Raw genomic sequence first — 16626 nt, forward strand, 5'->3', positions numbered from 1 at the left:
ACACCCAGGCGGCTGCTCGCAACCCGCAACTGCTGCAGGCCCTACAAAGTCAGGACATTGCTCAGGTACGCGCAGCCGAACGCAACCTCACCTACTGGTACGGGGTAGTCGACGCGCACCTCAATGCCCGCGGCCAGGCTGTGCAGGACATGGGCCGCAGCGCGCCGATGAACTTCGCCGCGCTGGACATGCTGCGCCGCGCCGAAAACGGCCAGACGCCTGCACCCGAGGCCTACAAGGTCGGCCAACGCTGGCTGGTGTATAGCGCCGCGCCGCTGCGTCTAAGCGAAGGTGAGCCGCTGCATGGCACCCTGCTGCTGGCTGTAGACTTGGAGCGTCTGCTCGCTAGCCTACCGGTGATGCCTGCCGAAATCGGCCAGATCCAGCTGATCCAGCAATTCAATAACACCGCTGCCCAGGTCCTGGCCCAGCGCGGTGACGCGCAAGGCAACGCGCAGTCATTCAGCACTGGCAACCCCAACTGGACGGTCAGCTTTACCCCTGGCCCGTCACTGACCAACCCGGTGTTCTCGCCGCTGCTGCTGGCCATCGCCGGGCTACTGGCTCTGGCTGGCGCCATTACCGGCCTCTACCTGCTGCAGAGCAGCCTGCAACGCCACCTGCGTGACGACGTGCTGCAGCTGGGGCAGATGCTCAAGGAGCTTTCCGCCGGCAAGGCCGTCAAGGCGTTCAGCCTGAGCCTGCCTGCCCTGGATATTCTGGCGCAAAACCTTGCACGCATGCCGCGCCGCGCTACGGAACAGGCCGCCGCGCCGACTAATAATGCAGGCGCAGTCAATCCAGGCGTCGCCGCTATGCAGACGCCTGCCAGCGCCATGGTCGACCCACTGTTTCAGGACACCGACATCCTCGATATCGATATTCTCGATGAAGACCAGGACCTGCTCGGCCTCGATGAGCCGGCGCCAGCCCCCGTGCAGGCGAAAGCACCCAAACTGCAGGCCGATATCTTCCGCGCCTACGATATTCGTGGCGTAGTCGGTCGCACCCTGAATGCCGAAACCGCCTACTGGATCGGCCGCGCCATCGGCTCGCAAAGCCTGGCCCAGGGCGAGCCGAACATCGCCGTCGGCCGCGACGGTCGCCTGTCCGGCCCAGAGCTGGCACAGCAGCTGATCCAGGGCCTGCTCGACTGCGGCTGTAACGTCAGCGATGTCGGCATGGTGCCGACGCCTGTGGTGTATTACGCAGGGCATATCCTCACCGGCAAATCAGCGGTGATGCTCACTGGCAGCCACAACCCACGCGATTACAACGGGTTCAAGATCGTCATCGCCGGCGACACCCTGGCCAACGAACAGATCCAGGCGCTGAAAGCACGCATCGACAACAACGATCTGGCCAGTGGCGTCGGCACGGTCGAGCAAGTTGACGTGCTGGAGCGCTACTTCAAGCAGATCCGCGACGACATCGCCATGGCCAAGCCCATGCGCGTGGTAGTCGATTGCGGCAACGGCGTAGCCGGAGTGATCGCGCCGCAATTGATCGAGGCCCTGGGCTGCTCGGTTATTCCGCTGTACTGCGAAGTCGACGGCAACTTCCCCAACCATCATCCGGACCCCGGCAAGCCGGAAAACCTGGCGGACCTGATCGCCAAGGTGAAAAGCGAGAAAGCCGATATCGGCCTGGCCTTCGACGGAGACGGCGACCGCGTCGGTGTGGTGACCAATACCGGTACCGTCGTCTACCCCGACCGTCTGCTGATGCTGTTCGCCAAAGACGTGGTGTCACGCAACCCCGGCGCGGACATCATCTTCGACGTCAAATGCACGCGCCGCCTGACCCCGCTGATCAGCGGTTACGGCGGCCGGCCGGTGATGTGGAAAACCGGTCACTCGCTGATCAAGAAAAAAATGAAGGAAACCGGTGCGCTGCTGGCCGGCGAAATGAGCGGGCATATCTTCTTCAAGGAGCGCTGGTTCGGCTTTGACGACGGCATCTATGCCGCCGCCCGCCTGCTGGAAATCCTCAGCCAGGATCGCCGCGACGCTGAACACGTGTTCAGTGCCTTCCCCAATGACATTGCCACCCCGGAAATCAATATCCAGGTCACCGAGCAGAGCAAGTTCAGCATCATCGAACGCCTGCAGCGCGACGGCGTATGGGGTGAAGGCAATATCACCAACCTCGATGGCGTCCGCGTCGACTACCCCAAAGGCTGGGGCCTAGTGCGCGCGTCCAACACCACGCCAGTGCTGGTACTGCGCTTCGAGGCGGAAACCGAAGAAGAACTTGAACGGATCAAGGAAGTCTTCCGCGCCCAGCTGTACAGCACGGTGCCCGACCTCGACCTGCCGTTCTGATTGATTAGCGAATTTTCTACTGGAGCCCTGCATGACCCTCGAACGTGATGCCGCCACCAACGTCGCCAAGGTACTTTCCGAAGCGCTGCCGTATATCCGCCGCTTCGTCGGCAAGACGCTGGTGATCAAATACGGCGGCAACGCCATGGAAAGCGAAGAGCTCAAGCAAGGCTTCGCCCGCGACATCGTGCTGATGAAAGCGGTGGGTATCAACCCGGTAGTCGTCCACGGCGGCGGCCCGCAAATCGGTGATCTGCTCAAGCGCCTGTCCATCGAAAGCCATTTTGTCGACGGCATGCGCGTCACCGATACCGCGACCATGGACGTGGTGGAAATGGTCCTCGGCGGCCAGGTCAACAAGAGCATCGTCAATCTGATCAACCAGCACGGCGGCAGCGCCATCGGCCTGACCGGTAAGGATGCCCAGCTGATCCGCGCCAAGAAACTTACCGTGACCCGGCAGACGCCGGAGATGACCCAGCCGGAAATCATCGATATCGGCCATGTCGGCGAAGTCACCGGGGTTAACATCGACCTGCTGAACATGCTGGTCAAGGGCGACTTTATTCCGGTCATTGCGCCGATTGGCGTCGGTCAGGATGGCGAGTCATACAACATCAACGCTGATCTAGTGGCCGGCAAGGTCGCTGAAGCACTGAAAGCCGAGAAGCTGATGCTGCTGACCAACATCGCCGGCCTGATGGATAAGCAAGGCCAGGTGCTCACCGGCCTGACGACCGAACAGGTCGACAGCCTGATCGCCGACGGCACCATCTACGGCGGCATGCTGCCGAAGATACGCTGCGCCCTGGAAGCGGTGCAAGGCGGGGTGACCAGCGCACATATCATCGACGGTCGTGTACCGAACGCTGTGCTGCTGGAAATCTTCACCGACAGCGGTGTGGGTACCCTGATCTGCAACCGTAAGCGCCACTGAGCGCCTGCCTACAATGCGAATCAGCCGGGCAATCCTGGCTGATTCAGCCGCCTGATAGCCTGCTGCAACCCTTGCAGCAGGACGCCGCAGCACCGAAGCTCAGTGATCCCACTGCCAGCCAGAGGTGTACCGCATGCCAACCGCGCCATCCCGTGAAATCTTCAGCTTTTTCCACACGCTGCGAGTGCGCTGGGCCGAAGTCGACCCGCAGAGCATCGTGTTCAACGGCCACTACCTAACCTATGCCGATGTCGCTATCACCGAATACTTCCGTGCCCTGGACATCCGCTATCCGGACGATTTGAGCCGCGACGGCGGGGATTTCTTCGCCATCAAGACCGTGTTGGAGTACTTGGCCCCCGCCCGTTTTGATGACGAGTTGAACATTGGCATCCGCGTCGCCCGCCTGGGCCGCTCCAGCCTGAGCTTTGCCATGGGCATCTGGTGTGGCGAGCAGGCACTGACCGCCGGCGAAGTGATTTATGTGCACGCGGACAGCGCAAACCGCAGCAGCAGTCCGCTACCGGCATGGTTGAGGGAGAAGATTCTGGCCTTTGAGCGCTGCGCGCCCGAGCAATAACGCTACCGGTTGCGGCCCAGCAGTTCCTTGAGGCGATCACGATCAGCATTGAAACTGCTATCCGCCTCTTTACGTGCAGCCTGATAACGCAGGATGTCGTCCTTGAGACGTTCCTGTTCGGCTTTCTGGTTATCGATCTGCGCCAGCAAATGCGCCGGCACTGCACGCCCCGCGCGCTCATGGTCAGCGGCCTGACTTTGCAGGTTGGCCTGCTGCGTACGCACCGACTGTAGGTTGCCGCGCGCAACACCAATCAAGCCATCCAACTCGGCCAGCTTGCGCTCACGCGCGCGCTCGACATCGTCTGGCGTGCTGTAGAGCCGCAACAACTGTGCATCAGAGCTGGCGCGGGCCTTTTCAGCAAGGATGTGTTTCATTTCCTCCGGGCTGGGCGCCGGCGGGATCACCTGAACCACTCGTCCCTGGTCATTCAACACTTCATAGCCCTTGCTGATGTGCTCTGGCGGCACACCCTGACGGCTAAGCACCGTGGTGCCCTTGTCATCGACGTAGCGGTACAACTCAGCCGCACCCGCCACAACCGGCAGCAGTAGGCCTAGCAACAGCGAACAGCAGGTCAGGGCAGGTCTATGCATCGATGCAGCACCTTATCGACAGGTTAGATTCCGTATTCGGCGCGGTAAGCTTGTACCGCCGGCAGATACTGCTTGAGTTCAGCATCCTCTGCCAGATATTCCAGTACCTGTTCGAGTGACACAATGCTCACCACCGGCATACCGTAGTCGCGCTCGACCTCTTGGATCGCCGAAAGCTCACCTTTGCCGCGCTCCTGGCGGTTCAGTGCGATCAGCACACCGGCGGCTTGCGCGCCCTGAGCCTGAATGATCTGCATCACTTCACGAATCGCCGTACCAGCGGTAATCACGTCATCGATGATCAGCACACGACCCGCCAGCGGAGCGCCCACCAGGGTGCCACCTTCGCCGTGATCCTTGGCTTCCTTACGGTTGAAGCACCATGGCATGTCGCGCTGATGATGCTCAGCCAGCGCCACTGCGGTGGTCGCAGCCAGCGGAATACCTTTATAGGCTGGGCCAAACAGCACGTCGAAGCCGATGCCACTGTCCACCACCGCTGCGGCGTAGAAACGCCCGAGCTGAGCCAGGGCCAAACCGCTGTCAAACAACCCGGCATTGAAGAAATAAGGACTGATGCGCCCGGATTTGAGGGTGAACTGACCGAAGCGCAGAACCCCACGCTCGATGGCAAAACGGATGAAATCACGTTGATACGCTTGCATTAAAAAGCTCCGGACAGCACGGATTTACTAGGTAATTTAGCTAATAGAGGTGAGCTCGGGTATCATACACGCACGTGATTTTGGGGGCCATTTATGCGGATCATCAGTGTGAACGTGAATGGTATTCATGCGGCAGTCGAGCGCGGTTTGCTCAGTTGGCTGCAAGCACAGAATGCCGACGTCATCTGCCTGCAGGACACCCGCGCCTCCGCCTTTGAACTGGACGACCAAGCCCTCCAACTGGATGGCTATTTCCTCTATGCCTGCGATGCAGAAGTGCCCAGCCAAGGTGGCGTGGCACTGTATTCGCGGTTGCAACCCAAGGCGGTAATCAGCGGCCTCGGCTTTGAAATGGCCGATCGCTACGGGCGCTACCTGCAGGCCGATTTCGACAAAGTAAGTATTGCCACCATGCTGATGCCTTCTGGGCAGCAGGGTGATGAAAGCTTGAATCAGAAATTCAAGTTTATGGACGACTTCACCCATTATTTGGACAAGCAGCGCCGCAAGCGCCGCGAGTACATCTATTGCGGTTCGTTCTACGTGGCACACCAGAAGCTCGATGTGAAGAATTGGCGCGACTGCCAGCAATCACCCGGCTTCCTCGCTCCGGAACGCGCCTGGCTGGATGAAGTGATTGGCACCATGGGCTATGTCGACGCGCTGCGCGAAGTCAGCCGGGAAGGCGACCAGTTCAGCTGGTGGCCTGACAGCGAGCAGGCCGAAATGCTTAATCTCGGCTATCGCTTCGACTACCAGCTGCTCACGCCCGGCATGCGCCGCAGCATTCGTAGTGCCCGCCTGCCGCGCCAGCCACGCTTCTCACAGCACGCGCCGCTGATAGTCGATTACGACTGGATGCTCAGCGTATAGCCTGATCAGCAGCGCACAAAAAAGCCGGCTAATCGCCGGCTTTTTGTTGTTCGCACTACGCTTATTTCACCAAGCGCCAGGCGAATGGATAGCGATAGGCCTGGCCTTCATTGGCTTTGATCCCGGCAATAATCGTCAGCACCAGCGCCGCGATGCTAACCAGCAGCAGCAGCGGGAAACCGATTACCACCACCATCAGCAGGAAGCACAGCAGCGCAGCCAGAGCCACGCTGATCTGGAAATTCAGCGCTTCCTTGCCTTGAGCATCGACGAACGGGTCAAGGTCCTTCTTGATCTGCCAGACGATCAACGGCCCAAGCAGGTTGCCAAAGGGAATTACCAGCCCGAGAAAGGCAGCGAAGTGGCAAAACATAGCCCACTGACGGGCTTCAGGACCGGGAACCGGTTGTGGCGCTTGGGACTCGTCGCTCATGGTGCTTCTCCGTGCGTGATGGGCGTGTAATACAGCTCAATCAGTCTGCCAGTGCTGCTTGTTGCAACTCGAACAGCTCAGTCATGCCTTTATGCGCCAACGCCAGCATGGCGTTCAGCTCCGCAGGCTGGAACGGCGCGCCTTCGGCAGTGCCCTGCACTTCGATAAAGCCGCCAGTGCTGGTCATCACCACGTTGAGGTCGGTTTCGGCGGCGGAATCTTCCAGATAATCCAGATCCAGCACTGGCTCGCCCTGATACATGCCTACCGATACGGCGGCAATCATCTGCTTGAGCGGATCACCACCTTTCAGACCGCCACGTTTTTTGATCACTTTCAGCGCGTCGACCAGAGCCACCATGGCGCCGGTGATGGACGCGGTGCGGGTGCCGCCGTCAGCCTGAATCACGTCGCAGTCGACATACAGGGTGTTCTCACCGAGCTTCGACATATCCAATGCGGCGCGTAGCGAACGGCCGATTAAACGCTGGATTTCCAGGGTGCGGCCGCCCTGCTTGCCACGACTGGCTTCACGCTGGTTACGGTCACCAGTGGCGCGCGGCAGCATGCCGTACTCGGCGGTCAACCAACCCTGGCCCTGACCCTTGAGAAAGCGCGGAACGCCCGACTCGACACTGACCGTGCAAATCACTTTGGTATCGCCAAATTCCACCAGCACCGAACCCTCGGCATGTTTGGTGTAGTTGCGGGTGATGCGAATCGAGCGCAACTGATCGGCGGCGCGGCCACTAGGACGTTTCATCTAGGAATTCCTGCTCTGAATAAAAAATCTGCTCGGCATTATAGGGCCGTAAGCCCGTAGCGGGTGTGCCGAATTGGGAGCGGCCGACGCACTGCGCTACAATCTTGCGCCTTTCGTTCCGACTTTTCGCGAGGTTCACCCATGATCCACAGCATGACTGCCTTCGCCCGCGCCGAACAGGCGAGCGCCAACGGCACCCTGAGCTGGGAGCTGCGCTCGGTCAACCATCGCTACCTGGAACCTCATCTGCGCCTGCCGGAAAGCTTCCGTGACCTCGAAGGTGCGGTACGCGAAGCACTGCGCAACGGCCTGTCGCGCGGCAAAGTCGAATGCACCCTGCGCTTTAGCGACGACAATGTCGGCAAAGCCCTGCAAGTGGACCTTGAACGCGCCGCCCAACTGGTCGCCGCCGCCGAAAGCGTGGCCGGCTTGATCAAGCAACCTGCCGCACTCAACCCGCTGGAAGTGCTGGGCTGGCCAGGCGTACTGGTGGCCGATGCAGCTGACCCACAAGCATTGAATCAGAGCGCCCTGAGCCTGTTCACCGAGGCGCTGAACGAACTGAAGAACGGCCGCGAGCGCGAAGGCAGCGAACTGGCCAAGCTGCTCAATGAACGCTTGGATAGCATTCTTGAGCAGGTAGTCGCCCTGCGCGAACTGGTGCCGCAGATGCTCGCCGGACAACGGCAGAAGATTCTCGACCGCTGCGCCGAGATGCAGGCCGAGCTGGACCCGCAGCGCCTGGAACAAGAGCTAGTGATCCTGGCGCAGAAAAGTGATGTCGCCGAAGAGCTGGATCGCCTCAGCACCCACGTCAGCGAAGTGCGCCGCGTGCTGAAAACCGGCGGCCAGGCCGGTCGCCGCCTGGACTTCCTGATGCAGGAACTGAACCGCGAAGCCAACACCCTCGGCTCCAAGGCCTTCGACACCCGCAGCACTCAGGCGGCAGTAAACCTCAAAGTGCTGATCGAGCAGATGCGCGAACAAGTGCAGAACATCGAGTAAGACAAACCGCTACTGCTACTCTTCGAACAACGCGTTCCAGGATTGATCCATGAGCATAACCACCGGCACCCTCTACATCATTTCCGCCCCGTCCGGCGCAGGCAAAACCAGCCTGGTCAAAGCGCTGATCGACAGCGAGGCGCAGATCCGAGTCTCCGTGTCGCACACCACCCGCGCCATGCGCCCGGGCGAAGTGGATGGGGTGAATTACCACTTCGTCAGCCGCGAGCAGTTCCACGCCATGCTCGACAAGACCGAGTTCCTTGAGCACGCGGAAGTCTTCGGCAACCTCTATGGCACCTCGCAGGAATGGGTCAAACAGACCCTGCGCGACGGCTTCGACCTGATTCTGGAGATCGACTGGCAAGGCGCGCAGCAGGTACGCCGGCTGATGCCGGAAGCCAAATCAATCTTTATTCTGCCGCCGACCCAGGAAGCGCTGCGCCACCGCCTGACCAACCGCGGCCAGGACAGCGGCGAGATCATCGAGCGACGCATGCGTGAAGCCGTCAGCGAGATGAGCCACTACGTCGAATACGACTACCTGCTGATCAACGATGACTTCGCCCACGCCTTGAGCGATCTGAAGGCGATTTTCCGCACCAATCAGCTGCTGCAAGGCCCGCAACAGCAACGCCACAGCGGCTTACTCAGCGAGTTACTGGTCTGACTTATTACGCTGCGGCAAATCAAAGCTTCCCTTAATGCTGGTGATTTTTTAGACTATCCAGTCCGCTCGCCCATTTGGGCCCAGCTCTATTACGCATTTGCTACGAGGAACACCATGGCCCGCGTTACCGTCGAAGATTGCCTGGATCACGTTGATAACCGCTTCGAGCTGGTCATGCTCGCTACCAAGCGCTCGCGCCAACTGGCTACCGGTGGCAAAGAGCCGAAGCTGGCTTGGGAAAATGACAAGCCGACCGTAGTCGCGCTGCGCGAAATCGCTGCTGGCCTGATGAGCTACGACGTCATCGCGCAAGACGATATCGTCGAAGAAGAACCACTGTTTGCTGCATTCGAGGAAGAGGCTAACGAGCCTCTGTAAGCCTATGCCGGGTCGACGTCGTCAGGCGCAGGGTCATCTGAATCGGCAAGGGGAACGCCCATGCCGAGTATAGACGCCCTCGCCGACAGACTTTCGACCTACCTCGACGGCGATCAGGTCAACCTGGTTCGCCGCGCTTATTTCTATGCCGAACAAGCCCACGACGGCCAACGCCGCCGCAGCGGCGAAGCTTACGTCACCCATCCCCTAGCGGTGGCGAGCATCCTGGCTGACATGCACATGGACCATCAGAGTCTGATGGCCGCGATGCTGCATGACGTAATCGAAGATACCGGTATCGCCAAAGAAGCTCTAGACGCCCAGTTCGGCGAATCCGTGGCTGAACTGGTTGATGGGGTCAGCAAGCTGACCCAGATGAACTTCGAGACCAAGGCCGAAGCCCAGGCCGAGAACTTCCAGAAAATGGCCATGGCCATGGCCCGTGATATCCGGGTGATCCTGGTCAAACTCGCCGACCGCCTGCACAACATGCGCACCCTGGAAGTGCTGTCCGGTGAGAAACGCCGGCGCATTGCCAAGGAAACCCTGGAAATCTACGCACCGATTGCCAACCGCCTGGGCATGCACAGCATGCGCATCGAGTTCGAGGATCTGGGCTTCAAGGCCATGCACCCGATGCGCTCCGAGCGCATCCGCACAGCGGTCAAGCGGGCTCGGGGCAACCGCAAGGAAATCGTCAACAAGATCGAAGAGTCGATCATCCATTGTCTGGCCCGCGAAGGCATGGAAGGCGAGGTAATGGGCCGTGAGAAGCACCTCTACGGCATCTACCAGAAGATGCGTGGCAAGCGCCGGGCGTTCAACGAAATCATGGACGTCTACGCCTTCCGCATCGTGGTCGACAAGGTCGACACCTGTTACCGCGTGCTCGGCGCCGTGCACAACCTGTACAAACCCCTGCCGGGGCGCTTCAAGGATTACATCGCGATCCCCAAGGCCAACGGCTACCAGTCGCTGCACACCACGCTGTTCGGCATGCACGGCGTACCGATCGAGATCCAGATCCGTACCCGCGAGATGGAAGAGTTGGCCAACAACGGCATTGCCGCACACTGGCTGTACAAATCCAACGAGGAAGACCAGCCCAAGGGCAGCCACGCCCGCGCGCGGCAGTGGGTCAAGGGCGTGCTGGAGATGCAGCAACGCGCCGGCAACTCGCTGGAATTTATCGAGAGTGTGAAGATCGACCTGTTCCCCGACGAGGTCTACGTGTTCACGCCCAAGGGCCGCATCATGGAGCTGCCAAAAGGTTCCACGGCGGTCGACTTTGCTTACGCCGTGCACACCGACGTCGGCAACACCTGTATCGCCTGCCGCATCAACCGCCGCCTGGCCCCGCTGTCGCAAGCCCTGGAAAGTGGCTCGACGGTGGAAATCGTCACCGCGCCTGGTGCACGACCGAATCCGGCCTGGCTGAGCTTCGTGGTTACCGGCAAGGCCCGTACGCATATTCGCCATGCACTGAAACTGCAGCGCCGCTCGGAATCCATCAGCCTTGGCGAACGCCTGCTGAACAAGGTGCTGGCCGGTTTCGACAGCCGCGTCGACAAGCTCTCGCCCGAGCGGGTGCAGACGGTGCTCGCCGAATATCACCAGGATGTACTCGAAGACCTACTCGAAGACATCGGCCTGGGTAACCGTATGGCCTACGTGGTCGCGCGTCGCCTGCTCAGTGACAGCAACGAAGCGCTGCCGAGCAGCGAAGGCCCACTGGCGATTCGCGGCACCGAAGGTCTGGTGTTGAGCTACGCCAAATGCTGTACGCCGATTCCGGGCGACCCGATTGTCGGCCATTTGTCCGCCGGCAAGGGCATGGTGGTGCACCTGGACAGCTGCAAGAACATCGGCGAGATCCGCCACAACCCGGAAAAATGCATCCAGCTGTCCTGGGCCAAGGACGTTACCGGCGAATTCAATGTCGAACTGCGCGTCGAGCTGGAGCACCAGCGCGGCCTGATTGCCCTGCTGGCCGGCAGCGTGAATGCCGCCGATGGCAACATCGAGAAAATCAGCATGGACGAGCGCGATGGCCGCATCAGCGTCGTGCAGCTGGTGGTCAGCGTGCACGACCGCGTGCATCTGGCCCGGGTGATCAAGAAACTGCGCGCCCTCACCGGGGTGATCCGCATCACCCGCGCGCGCGCCTGATCGGCGAATACCCGAATTGAACAGCGCAATCAGCCGCCAGCTGTACTTTGACAGCTGCGGTGGCTTTCACCCAACCTAGGCAATCTAACTGGCAGCGTGCCGATGGCGCTGCAATGTTCCTCCACATCAGCTTTACAGGAGTTCCCATGAGCAAAAGCGTTATTACCAGCGACAAGGCCCCTGCGGCAATTGGCACCTACTCCCAGGCGATCAAGGCGGGCAACACCGTGTTCATGTCCGGGCAGATCCCGCTGGACCCGAAAACCATGGAGCTTGTGGAAGGCTTCGAAGCCCAGACCGTTCAGGTATTCGAGAACCTCAAGGCCGTAGCCGAAGCCGCTGGCGGTTCGTTCAAGGACATCGTCAAGCTGAATATCTTCCTCACCGACCTGTCGCACTTTGCCAAGGTCAATGAAGTCATGGGCCGTTACTTCGAGCAGCCCTACCCAGCCCGCGCCGCCATCGGCGTAGCCGCCCTGCCACGCGGCTCACAGGTGGAAATGGACGCTATTCTGGTTCTCGAATAAGTCCCTCGGCGGGGCCGCTGTCCCGCCCTTCTCTCTTGAGGACGCCGCATGCGTTGCCTGTTTGTTGCCCTGCTCACCGGTGTCCTGCTCAGCGGTTGCGCCAGCACACCGCAAGACCCAAGCGGCACCTGGATCAACCAGGCCGCAATTGATGCCGCCGTCGAAAGCGGAAATCTGCGCGAAGCCTTGCTGGCTTATGGGCCTAACCTGGAGTGGCAGCTCGACAGCCCGCGCCAGCTGGCCAGTTTCAGCAACGGTTTTGAACGTGGTGAAGGGCGTTTTAAACGCCAGGCAGATGGCGAACTGCGCGTGCACTTCTACGGCGACTTTGAAGAAAGCCTAAGCCTTAACAATGACGAGCTGATTCAGGCGCAGAGCGATACCTGGCCGGAGCAGCGCTTTGTCCGCGCACCGACAGCCCCAGGTCCACTTGCACCACCAGGGAGCAGCTTCGAGCAGGCGTTGTACAGCGCCTACCTGGGCGGCACCTGGTTGATCGAGGAAGGGCTGGGCCAAGGCGGCCTGGTACTGTTCCAGGCCGACGGCAGCTTGCAGGGCCTGCCAGGCGCCGAGCGTTATGCCCTTTGTCTGGCGGGTGATTGCGCGGCCATGAGCGGCGAGTTCGACAGCCTCTGGCTGCAACTGGGCGACCAAGGTCAGAGCTGGCTGTTCGAGCGTGAAGGCGACCAGTTGCGCGTCTTTGAAGCGCTCAATCGCTCACAGATCGATGAAATGCCCAACTACTACAAAGGCCAGCAGCGCTGGCTGTTAGTCAAACGCTAAACCACGCGAAATGCCAAGCTACAGCTGCTGCAAAATCGCCCGGTAACCCTCGCGGTAGCTCGGGTATTGCGGTGTCCAACCCAAGGCGCGAGCACGGGCGTTGCTGCAACGTTTGCTACCGGAACGGCGCACCGTTGAGTCGTCGGACCAATGACTGATTTCCAGCTGCTCACGCAACCACGCCACCACGTCATACAGCGGCGCAGGCTGATCGTCGACGCCGATATAGCAGTCATCCAGCGCCACACCACGGGCATCGGCCTGCAGCAGATAGGCCAGTAGCCCAGCCGCGTCATCGACATGGATGCGGTTGCCATACAACGGCGGCTCACTGACCACCCGATAACCCTGGCGCACTTGCTTGAGCAACCACTCGCGGCCGGGACCATATAGGCCGGTAAGGCGAACCAGGCTGGCGGGCAGCCCGCTGTTCAACGCCAGCTGTTCAGCCTCGCGCATGATGCGGCCGGAATAGCTGCCAGCTTCTGCAGGGGACTGCTCATCCACCCATTCACCGAGTTGTTGGCCATAGACGCCACTGCTGGAAACAAACAGCAGGCGCTTGGGCCGTTGGCTGTATTGTGCCAGCCAGGTGAGCACGCGGCGCAAGCCATCGACATAGGCGGCGCGGTAACCGGCCTCATCATGGTCGGTGGCGGCCGCGCAATAGACCAGGTAATCCAGCGGTTCGCTCGGCCAGGCGGCCGGGCAGGCATCGGCATGCAGATCTCCGGCTACCGGGCGAATACCCTGTGGCAGCAGCGCCACACTGCGGCGCAGGCCATACACCGTCCAGCCTGCAGCGCTTAGCTGCTGACCCAGACGGCCGCCGACATCACCACAGCCGGCAATCATCAGTGTCTTACTCATCGTTGCGTATTCCTTAGGGCTGTTGCTTATTAGGGCAACAGTGCCACCAAGCTGGCCTGTTGCACCAGCTCCAGCAGCGGCTGCGGATACACACCGAGGAAGAACGCCAGCAACGCGACGAACAGCAACATCACACCACCCGCCTGCTGCCCCCAATGCAGAGGCGCGTCATGGCGGCGCAGGTTCGGCTCGACCATAAACAGGGTGACCATCACCCGCAGGTAATAGAACACACCGATGGCACTGCCGATCACCAGGGCGGCGAGCAGCCACCACTGCTGCGATTGCACGCCAGCAGCGACTACGTAGAACTTGCCGATAAACCCGGCCGTCAGCGGAATGCCAGCCAGCGACAGCATCATCACGGTGAGCACCGCGGTCAGGTAAGGGCGGCGCCAGAACAGCCCACGGTATTCATACAGAGCATCGGCATCACGGCCGCTGTAGGGCGTCGACATCAGGGTAATTACTCCGAATGCACCCAGGCTGGTCAGCACATAGGTGGCCAGGTAAACGCCAACCGCTTCCACAGCCAAGCCCTTGCTAGCGATCAACGCCACCAGCAGGTAGCCAAAGTGGGCAATGGAGGAATAACCGAGCAGACGCTTGAGGTTGTTCTGCAACAGCGCCAGCAGGTTGCCGAAGATGATCGAGGCGATGGCGATCAGCGTCAGCAGGTCATTCAACCAGCCGCCTGCGGTGGCCGGCGACATCTGATACAGACGCAACAGCACGGCAAACACCGCGACCTTGCTGGCCGTGGCGAGGAAGGCCGCCACCGGAGCCGGCGCGCCCTCGTAAACGTCCGGGGTCCACAAATGGAACGGCACCAGCGACAGTTTGAAGGACAGACCAATCAGCATCATGCCCACGCCCAACTGCGCCAGCATGCTCGGCAGGCCATCGGCGGCCAATTTGGCGCCGATACCGGCGAAGGTCAGGTTGCCCGACTCGGCATACAGCAACGCCATGCCGAACAGCAGAAACGCAGAGCCTGCGGCGGACAGCACCATGTACTTGATGCCGGCTTCCAGCGAGCGCTTGTTGAAGAAGGCGTAAGCGATCATGCCGTAGGTCGGCACCGAGAGCAGTTCCAGGCCAATAAACAGGCCCGCCAAGTGCTGCGCACTGACCAGCACCAGACCACCAGCGGCAGACAGCAGCATCAGCAGGTACAGCTCTTCACGGTTGCCTGGATAGCCCTTGCCGGACTCGCCGCCCAGGTAAGCGTGGATCAGGGTCACACAGGCCAGCGTGGCGGCTAGCACCAGGGCCATGTAGTAGCAGGCGAATTTATCCACCAGCAACAGCGGGGTGACCTCAATCGGCGTCACGTCCAGGGCGGGCAGCAACGACAGCAGGGCCAGGTTGAGACCCAGCACCGAGAGGCCGAAGGTCATGGCGTGATTGCGCTTCCAGGCAATCGCCAGCATCACCAGCACGATGGTGACACTGGTGATCAGCAGCGGCAGCAGCGCAATAAAGTGTTGAGTCGTGAATTCCATACGCTACTTACCGGACCGGAACAGGTTGATTGATTGCACTACCCAGCCACTGCTGCACGCCTTGCATGCTGGCGGCGGAGGTGTCGAGCACCGGCTGCGGATAGACGCCGAGCAGGATCAGCAGCACGGCCAGGCCCAGCACCATGCTCAGCTCGCGTAGCTTCAGACCTGGCAGGGCGCTATCCGCCTTGGCCGGACCGAAGTAGGCGCGGTGAATCATGATCAGCGAGTAGACCGAGCCGAACACCAGGCCAGTTGCGGCAACCACGGTGACCCAAGGCGCACTCTGGAAGCTGCCGATCAGAATCAGGAACTCGCCGACGAAGTTACCGGTACCCGGCAACCCCAAGGCAGCAGCGGCGAAGAACAAGCTGATGGCCGGCAGCCAGGGCATACGCGCCCAGATGCCGCCCATCTCGCGCATGTCGCGGGTGTGCAGGCGCTCATACAGCTGACCGCAGAGGATAAACAGCGCCGCCGCGGACAGCCCGTGCGCCATCATCTGCACCACCGCGCCCTGCAGGGCGATCTCGCTGGCCGAGTAGATGGCGATCAGCACAAAGCCCATGTGCGACACGCTGGAGAAGGCCACCAGACGCTTGATATCGGTCTGTGCGAACGACAGCAGAGCGCCATAGATGATGGCGAACACGCCAAGCCACTGGGCAATCGGCGCGAACTCGGCCGAGGCATTGGGAAACAGCGGCAGGGCGAAGCGCATCAGGCCATAGGCGGCGGTTTTCAGCAGGATACCGGCCAGGTCCACGGAACCAGCGGTTGGTGCCTGGGCGTGGGCGTCCGGCAGCCAGGAGTGGAACGGCACCACCGGGAACTTCACCGCGAAGGCGATAAAGAAGCCGAGCATCAGGATGTACTCGGTGCCGGCGGCCATCTTGGTCTGCAGCAGATCGGCGTAGTTGAAGGTCAACACGCCGGTCTGGTCGAAATGCACGAACACCAGGCCGAGGATCGCCACCAGCATCACCAGGCCGCTGGCCTGGGTGAAGATGAAGAACTTGGTGGCGGCGTAGATCCGCGTCTTGCCGTCACTGCCGCTATGCCCCCAGAGCGCGATGAGGAAGTACATCGGCACCAGCATCATTTCCCAGAAGAAAAAGAACAGGAACAGGTCGACAGCGAGGAACACGCCGACCACGCCGCCGAGTATCCACATCAGGTTGAGGTGGAAGAAGCCGACGCGGTTCTGGATCTCGTTCCACGAACAGAGCACCGAGAGCACACCGAGCAGGCCGGTGAGGCTGATCATCAGCACCGACAGGCCGTCCAGTGCCAGGTGCACACTGATGCCGAAGCGCTCGATCCACGGCAGTTGGAACTCGGCCGCCCATTGCGGCGCAGCACCCGGCGCAGGCGCCAAGCTGAAGTCGCCAGTGGCCCACAGCCACAGACTCAGACCGAACAGCAAGGCCATGGTCAGCAGGGCGATCCAGCGCGGCAGGATGTTGCCGAAGCGCTCGCACTGCCAGCACAGCAGGCCGCCGATAAAGGGGATCAGGATTAGCCAGGGCAGAATCATGACGGGCTATT

17 protein-coding genes are annotated in these 16626 nt (G+C 60.9%); 10 read left to right on the forward strand and 7 right to left on the reverse strand.

Annotated elements, in window-relative coordinates; translation table 11 throughout:
* Positions 1-935: 935 nt before the first annotated feature.
* The 3 genes from algC to ALTER154_RS07805 all read left to right on the forward strand — a co-directional run bounded on the left by algC (position 936) and on the right by ALTER154_RS07805 (position 3841).
* A complete protein-coding gene (algC, locus tag ALTER154_RS07795) occupies positions 936-2324 on the forward strand; it encodes a phosphomannomutase/phosphoglucomutase (protein ID WP_256665694.1) in 1389 nt (462 codons plus the stop codon).
* 31 nt (positions 2325-2355) lie between these two features.
* Complete coding sequence (gene argB, locus ALTER154_RS07800) at positions 2356-3261, forward strand: acetylglutamate kinase (protein ID WP_090250547.1); 906 nt, start codon at positions 2356-2358, stop codon at positions 3259-3261.
* Between the two features lie 133 nt (positions 3262-3394).
* Entirely contained in the window at positions 3395-3841 is a 447-nt protein-coding gene (locus ALTER154_RS07805; protein WP_160085995.1) for a thioesterase family protein, read from the forward strand.
* 2 nt (positions 3842-3843) lie between these two features.
* Here the strand turns inward: ALTER154_RS07805 and ALTER154_RS07810 are convergent, their stop codons facing one another.
* Complete coding sequence (locus ALTER154_RS07810; RefSeq protein ID WP_160085997.1) at positions 3844-4437, reverse strand: DUF4124 domain-containing protein; 594 nt, start codon at positions 4435-4437, stop codon at positions 3844-3846.
* Positions 4438-4460: 23 nt separating this feature from the next.
* On the reverse strand, positions 4461-5102 hold the full coding sequence (pyrE, locus tag ALTER154_RS07815; RefSeq protein WP_160085999.1) for an orotate phosphoribosyltransferase: 642 nt from the start codon (positions 5100-5102) through the stop codon (positions 4461-4463).
* Between the two features lie 93 nt (positions 5103-5195).
* Here pyrE and ALTER154_RS07820 point away from each other — a divergent pair, with 93 nt between their 5' ends.
* The gene (locus ALTER154_RS07820) at positions 5196-5975 is read left to right on the forward strand and encodes an exodeoxyribonuclease III (RefSeq protein WP_090250555.1); all 780 of its coding nucleotides are present in this window, start codon (positions 5196-5198) and stop codon (positions 5973-5975) included.
* A 61-nt stretch (positions 5976-6036) separates the two neighbouring features.
* On the opposite strand, the gene ALTER154_RS07825 is transcribed toward ALTER154_RS07820, so the two are convergent.
* Both ALTER154_RS07825 and rph read right to left on the reverse strand, forming a co-directional pair.
* Complete coding sequence (locus ALTER154_RS07825; RefSeq protein WP_160086001.1) at positions 6037-6408, reverse strand: DUF4870 domain-containing protein; 372 nt, start codon at positions 6406-6408, stop codon at positions 6037-6039.
* A 40-nt stretch (positions 6409-6448) separates the two neighbouring features.
* A complete protein-coding gene (gene rph, locus ALTER154_RS07830; protein WP_160086003.1) occupies positions 6449-7171 on the reverse strand; it encodes a ribonuclease PH in 723 nt (240 codons plus the stop codon).
* A 141-nt stretch (positions 7172-7312) separates the two neighbouring features.
* On the opposite strand from rph, the gene ALTER154_RS07835 reads away from it, so the two are divergent.
* The 6 genes from ALTER154_RS07835 (at position 7313) to ALTER154_RS07860 (ending at position 12703) form a co-directional block, all read left to right on the forward strand.
* The gene (locus tag ALTER154_RS07835) at positions 7313-8176 is read left to right on the forward strand and encodes a YicC/YloC family endoribonuclease (RefSeq protein WP_160086005.1); all 864 of its coding nucleotides are present in this window, start codon (positions 7313-7315) and stop codon (positions 8174-8176) included.
* A 49-nt stretch (positions 8177-8225) separates the two neighbouring features.
* Positions 8226-8846, forward strand: coding sequence for a guanylate kinase (gene gmk / locus ALTER154_RS07840; protein ID WP_160086007.1), 621 nt, complete (start codon positions 8226-8228; stop codon positions 8844-8846).
* 114 nt (positions 8847-8960) lie between these two features.
* Positions 8961-9224 carry a DNA-directed RNA polymerase subunit omega gene (gene rpoZ, locus ALTER154_RS07845; protein ID WP_090250565.1) on the forward strand — a complete coding sequence of 88 codons (264 nt, stop codon included), beginning with the start codon at positions 8961-8963 and terminating at the stop codon, positions 9222-9224.
* 60 nt (positions 9225-9284) lie between these two features.
* Positions 9285-11393 (forward strand): bifunctional GTP diphosphokinase/guanosine-3',5'-bis pyrophosphate 3'-pyrophosphohydrolase, encoded by a 2109-nt coding sequence (gene spoT / locus ALTER154_RS07850; protein ID WP_160086009.1) that lies wholly within the window; start codon positions 9285-9287, stop codon positions 11391-11393.
* 146 nt (positions 11394-11539) lie between these two features.
* Positions 11540-11920 carry a RidA family protein gene (locus tag ALTER154_RS07855; protein WP_160086011.1) on the forward strand — a complete coding sequence of 127 codons (381 nt, stop codon included), beginning with the start codon at positions 11540-11542 and terminating at the stop codon, positions 11918-11920.
* A gap of 48 nt (positions 11921-11968) precedes the next feature.
* Entirely contained in the window at positions 11969-12703 is a 735-nt protein-coding gene (locus ALTER154_RS07860; protein WP_160086013.1) for a hypothetical protein, read from the forward strand.
* Positions 12704-12721: 18 nt separating this feature from the next.
* On the opposite strand, the gene ALTER154_RS07865 is transcribed toward ALTER154_RS07860, so the two are convergent.
* From ALTER154_RS07865 to nuoM, 3 genes are read right to left on the reverse strand one after another with little or no spacing between them, the layout of a single operon-like run.
* Complete coding sequence (locus ALTER154_RS07865) at positions 12722-13573, reverse strand: SDR family oxidoreductase (protein ID WP_160086015.1); 852 nt, start codon at positions 13571-13573, stop codon at positions 12722-12724.
* A gap of 29 nt (positions 13574-13602) precedes the next feature.
* On the reverse strand, positions 13603-15078 hold the full coding sequence (gene nuoN, locus ALTER154_RS07870; protein ID WP_160086017.1) for an NADH-quinone oxidoreductase subunit NuoN: 1476 nt from the start codon (positions 15076-15078) through the stop codon (positions 13603-13605).
* 7 nt (positions 15079-15085) lie between these two features.
* Positions 15086-16615 (reverse strand): NADH-quinone oxidoreductase subunit M, encoded by a 1530-nt coding sequence (gene nuoM / locus ALTER154_RS07875; RefSeq protein WP_160086019.1) that lies wholly within the window; start codon positions 16613-16615, stop codon positions 15086-15088.
* Positions 16616-16626 lie beyond the last annotated feature (11 nt).

It is taken from the genome of Pseudomonas sp. 9AZ (genome assembly GCF_902506525.1).
GTDB lineage: Bacteria > Pseudomonadota > Gammaproteobacteria > Pseudomonadales > Pseudomonadaceae > Aquipseudomonas > Aquipseudomonas peli.

Excerpts from the sequence above, each read along its gene's own strand:
- ALTER154_RS07835 (WP_160086005.1), top strand. The coding sequence starts at position 7,313 with ATGATCCACAGCATGACTGCCTTCGCCCGCGCCGAACAGGCGAGCGCC.
- gmk (WP_160086007.1), top strand. The coding sequence starts at position 8,226 with ATGAGCATAACCACCGGCACCCTCTACATCATTTCCGCCCCGTCCGGC.
- ALTER154_RS07860 (WP_160086013.1), top strand. The coding sequence starts at position 11,969 with ATGCGTTGCCTGTTTGTTGCCCTGCTCACCGGTGTCCTGCTCAGCGGT.
- spoT (WP_160086009.1), top strand. The coding sequence starts at position 9,285 with ATGCCGAGTATAGACGCCCTCGCCGACAGACTTTCGACCTACCTCGAC.
- ALTER154_RS07810 (WP_160085997.1), bottom strand. The coding sequence starts at position 4,437 with ATGCATAGACCTGCCCTGACCTGCTGTTCGCTGTTGCTAGGCCTACTG.
- pyrE (WP_160085999.1), bottom strand. The coding sequence starts at position 5,102 with ATGCAAGCGTATCAACGTGATTTCATCCGTTTTGCCATCGAGCGTGGG.
- nuoN (WP_160086017.1), bottom strand. The coding sequence starts at position 15,078 with ATGGAATTCACGACTCAACACTTTATTGCGCTGCTGCCGCTGCTGATC.
- ALTER154_RS07820 (WP_090250555.1), top strand. The coding sequence starts at position 5,196 with ATGCGGATCATCAGTGTGAACGTGAATGGTATTCATGCGGCAGTCGAG.
- rpoZ (WP_090250565.1), top strand. The coding sequence starts at position 8,961 with ATGGCCCGCGTTACCGTCGAAGATTGCCTGGATCACGTTGATAACCGC.
- nuoM (WP_160086019.1), bottom strand. The coding sequence starts at position 16,615 with ATGATTCTGCCCTGGCTAATCCTGATCCCCTTTATCGGCGGCCTGCTG.
- ALTER154_RS07855 (WP_160086011.1), top strand. The coding sequence starts at position 11,540 with ATGAGCAAAAGCGTTATTACCAGCGACAAGGCCCCTGCGGCAATTGGC.
- ALTER154_RS07825 (WP_160086001.1), bottom strand. The coding sequence starts at position 6,408 with ATGAGCGACGAGTCCCAAGCGCCACAACCGGTTCCCGGTCCTGAAGCC.
- ALTER154_RS07805 (WP_160085995.1), top strand. The coding sequence starts at position 3,395 with ATGCCAACCGCGCCATCCCGTGAAATCTTCAGCTTTTTCCACACGCTG.
- argB (WP_090250547.1), top strand. The coding sequence starts at position 2,356 with ATGACCCTCGAACGTGATGCCGCCACCAACGTCGCCAAGGTACTTTCC.
- rph (WP_160086003.1), bottom strand. The coding sequence starts at position 7,171 with ATGAAACGTCCTAGTGGCCGCGCCGCCGATCAGTTGCGCTCGATTCGC.
- ALTER154_RS07865 (WP_160086015.1), bottom strand. The coding sequence starts at position 13,573 with ATGAGTAAGACACTGATGATTGCCGGCTGTGGTGATGTCGGCGGCCGT.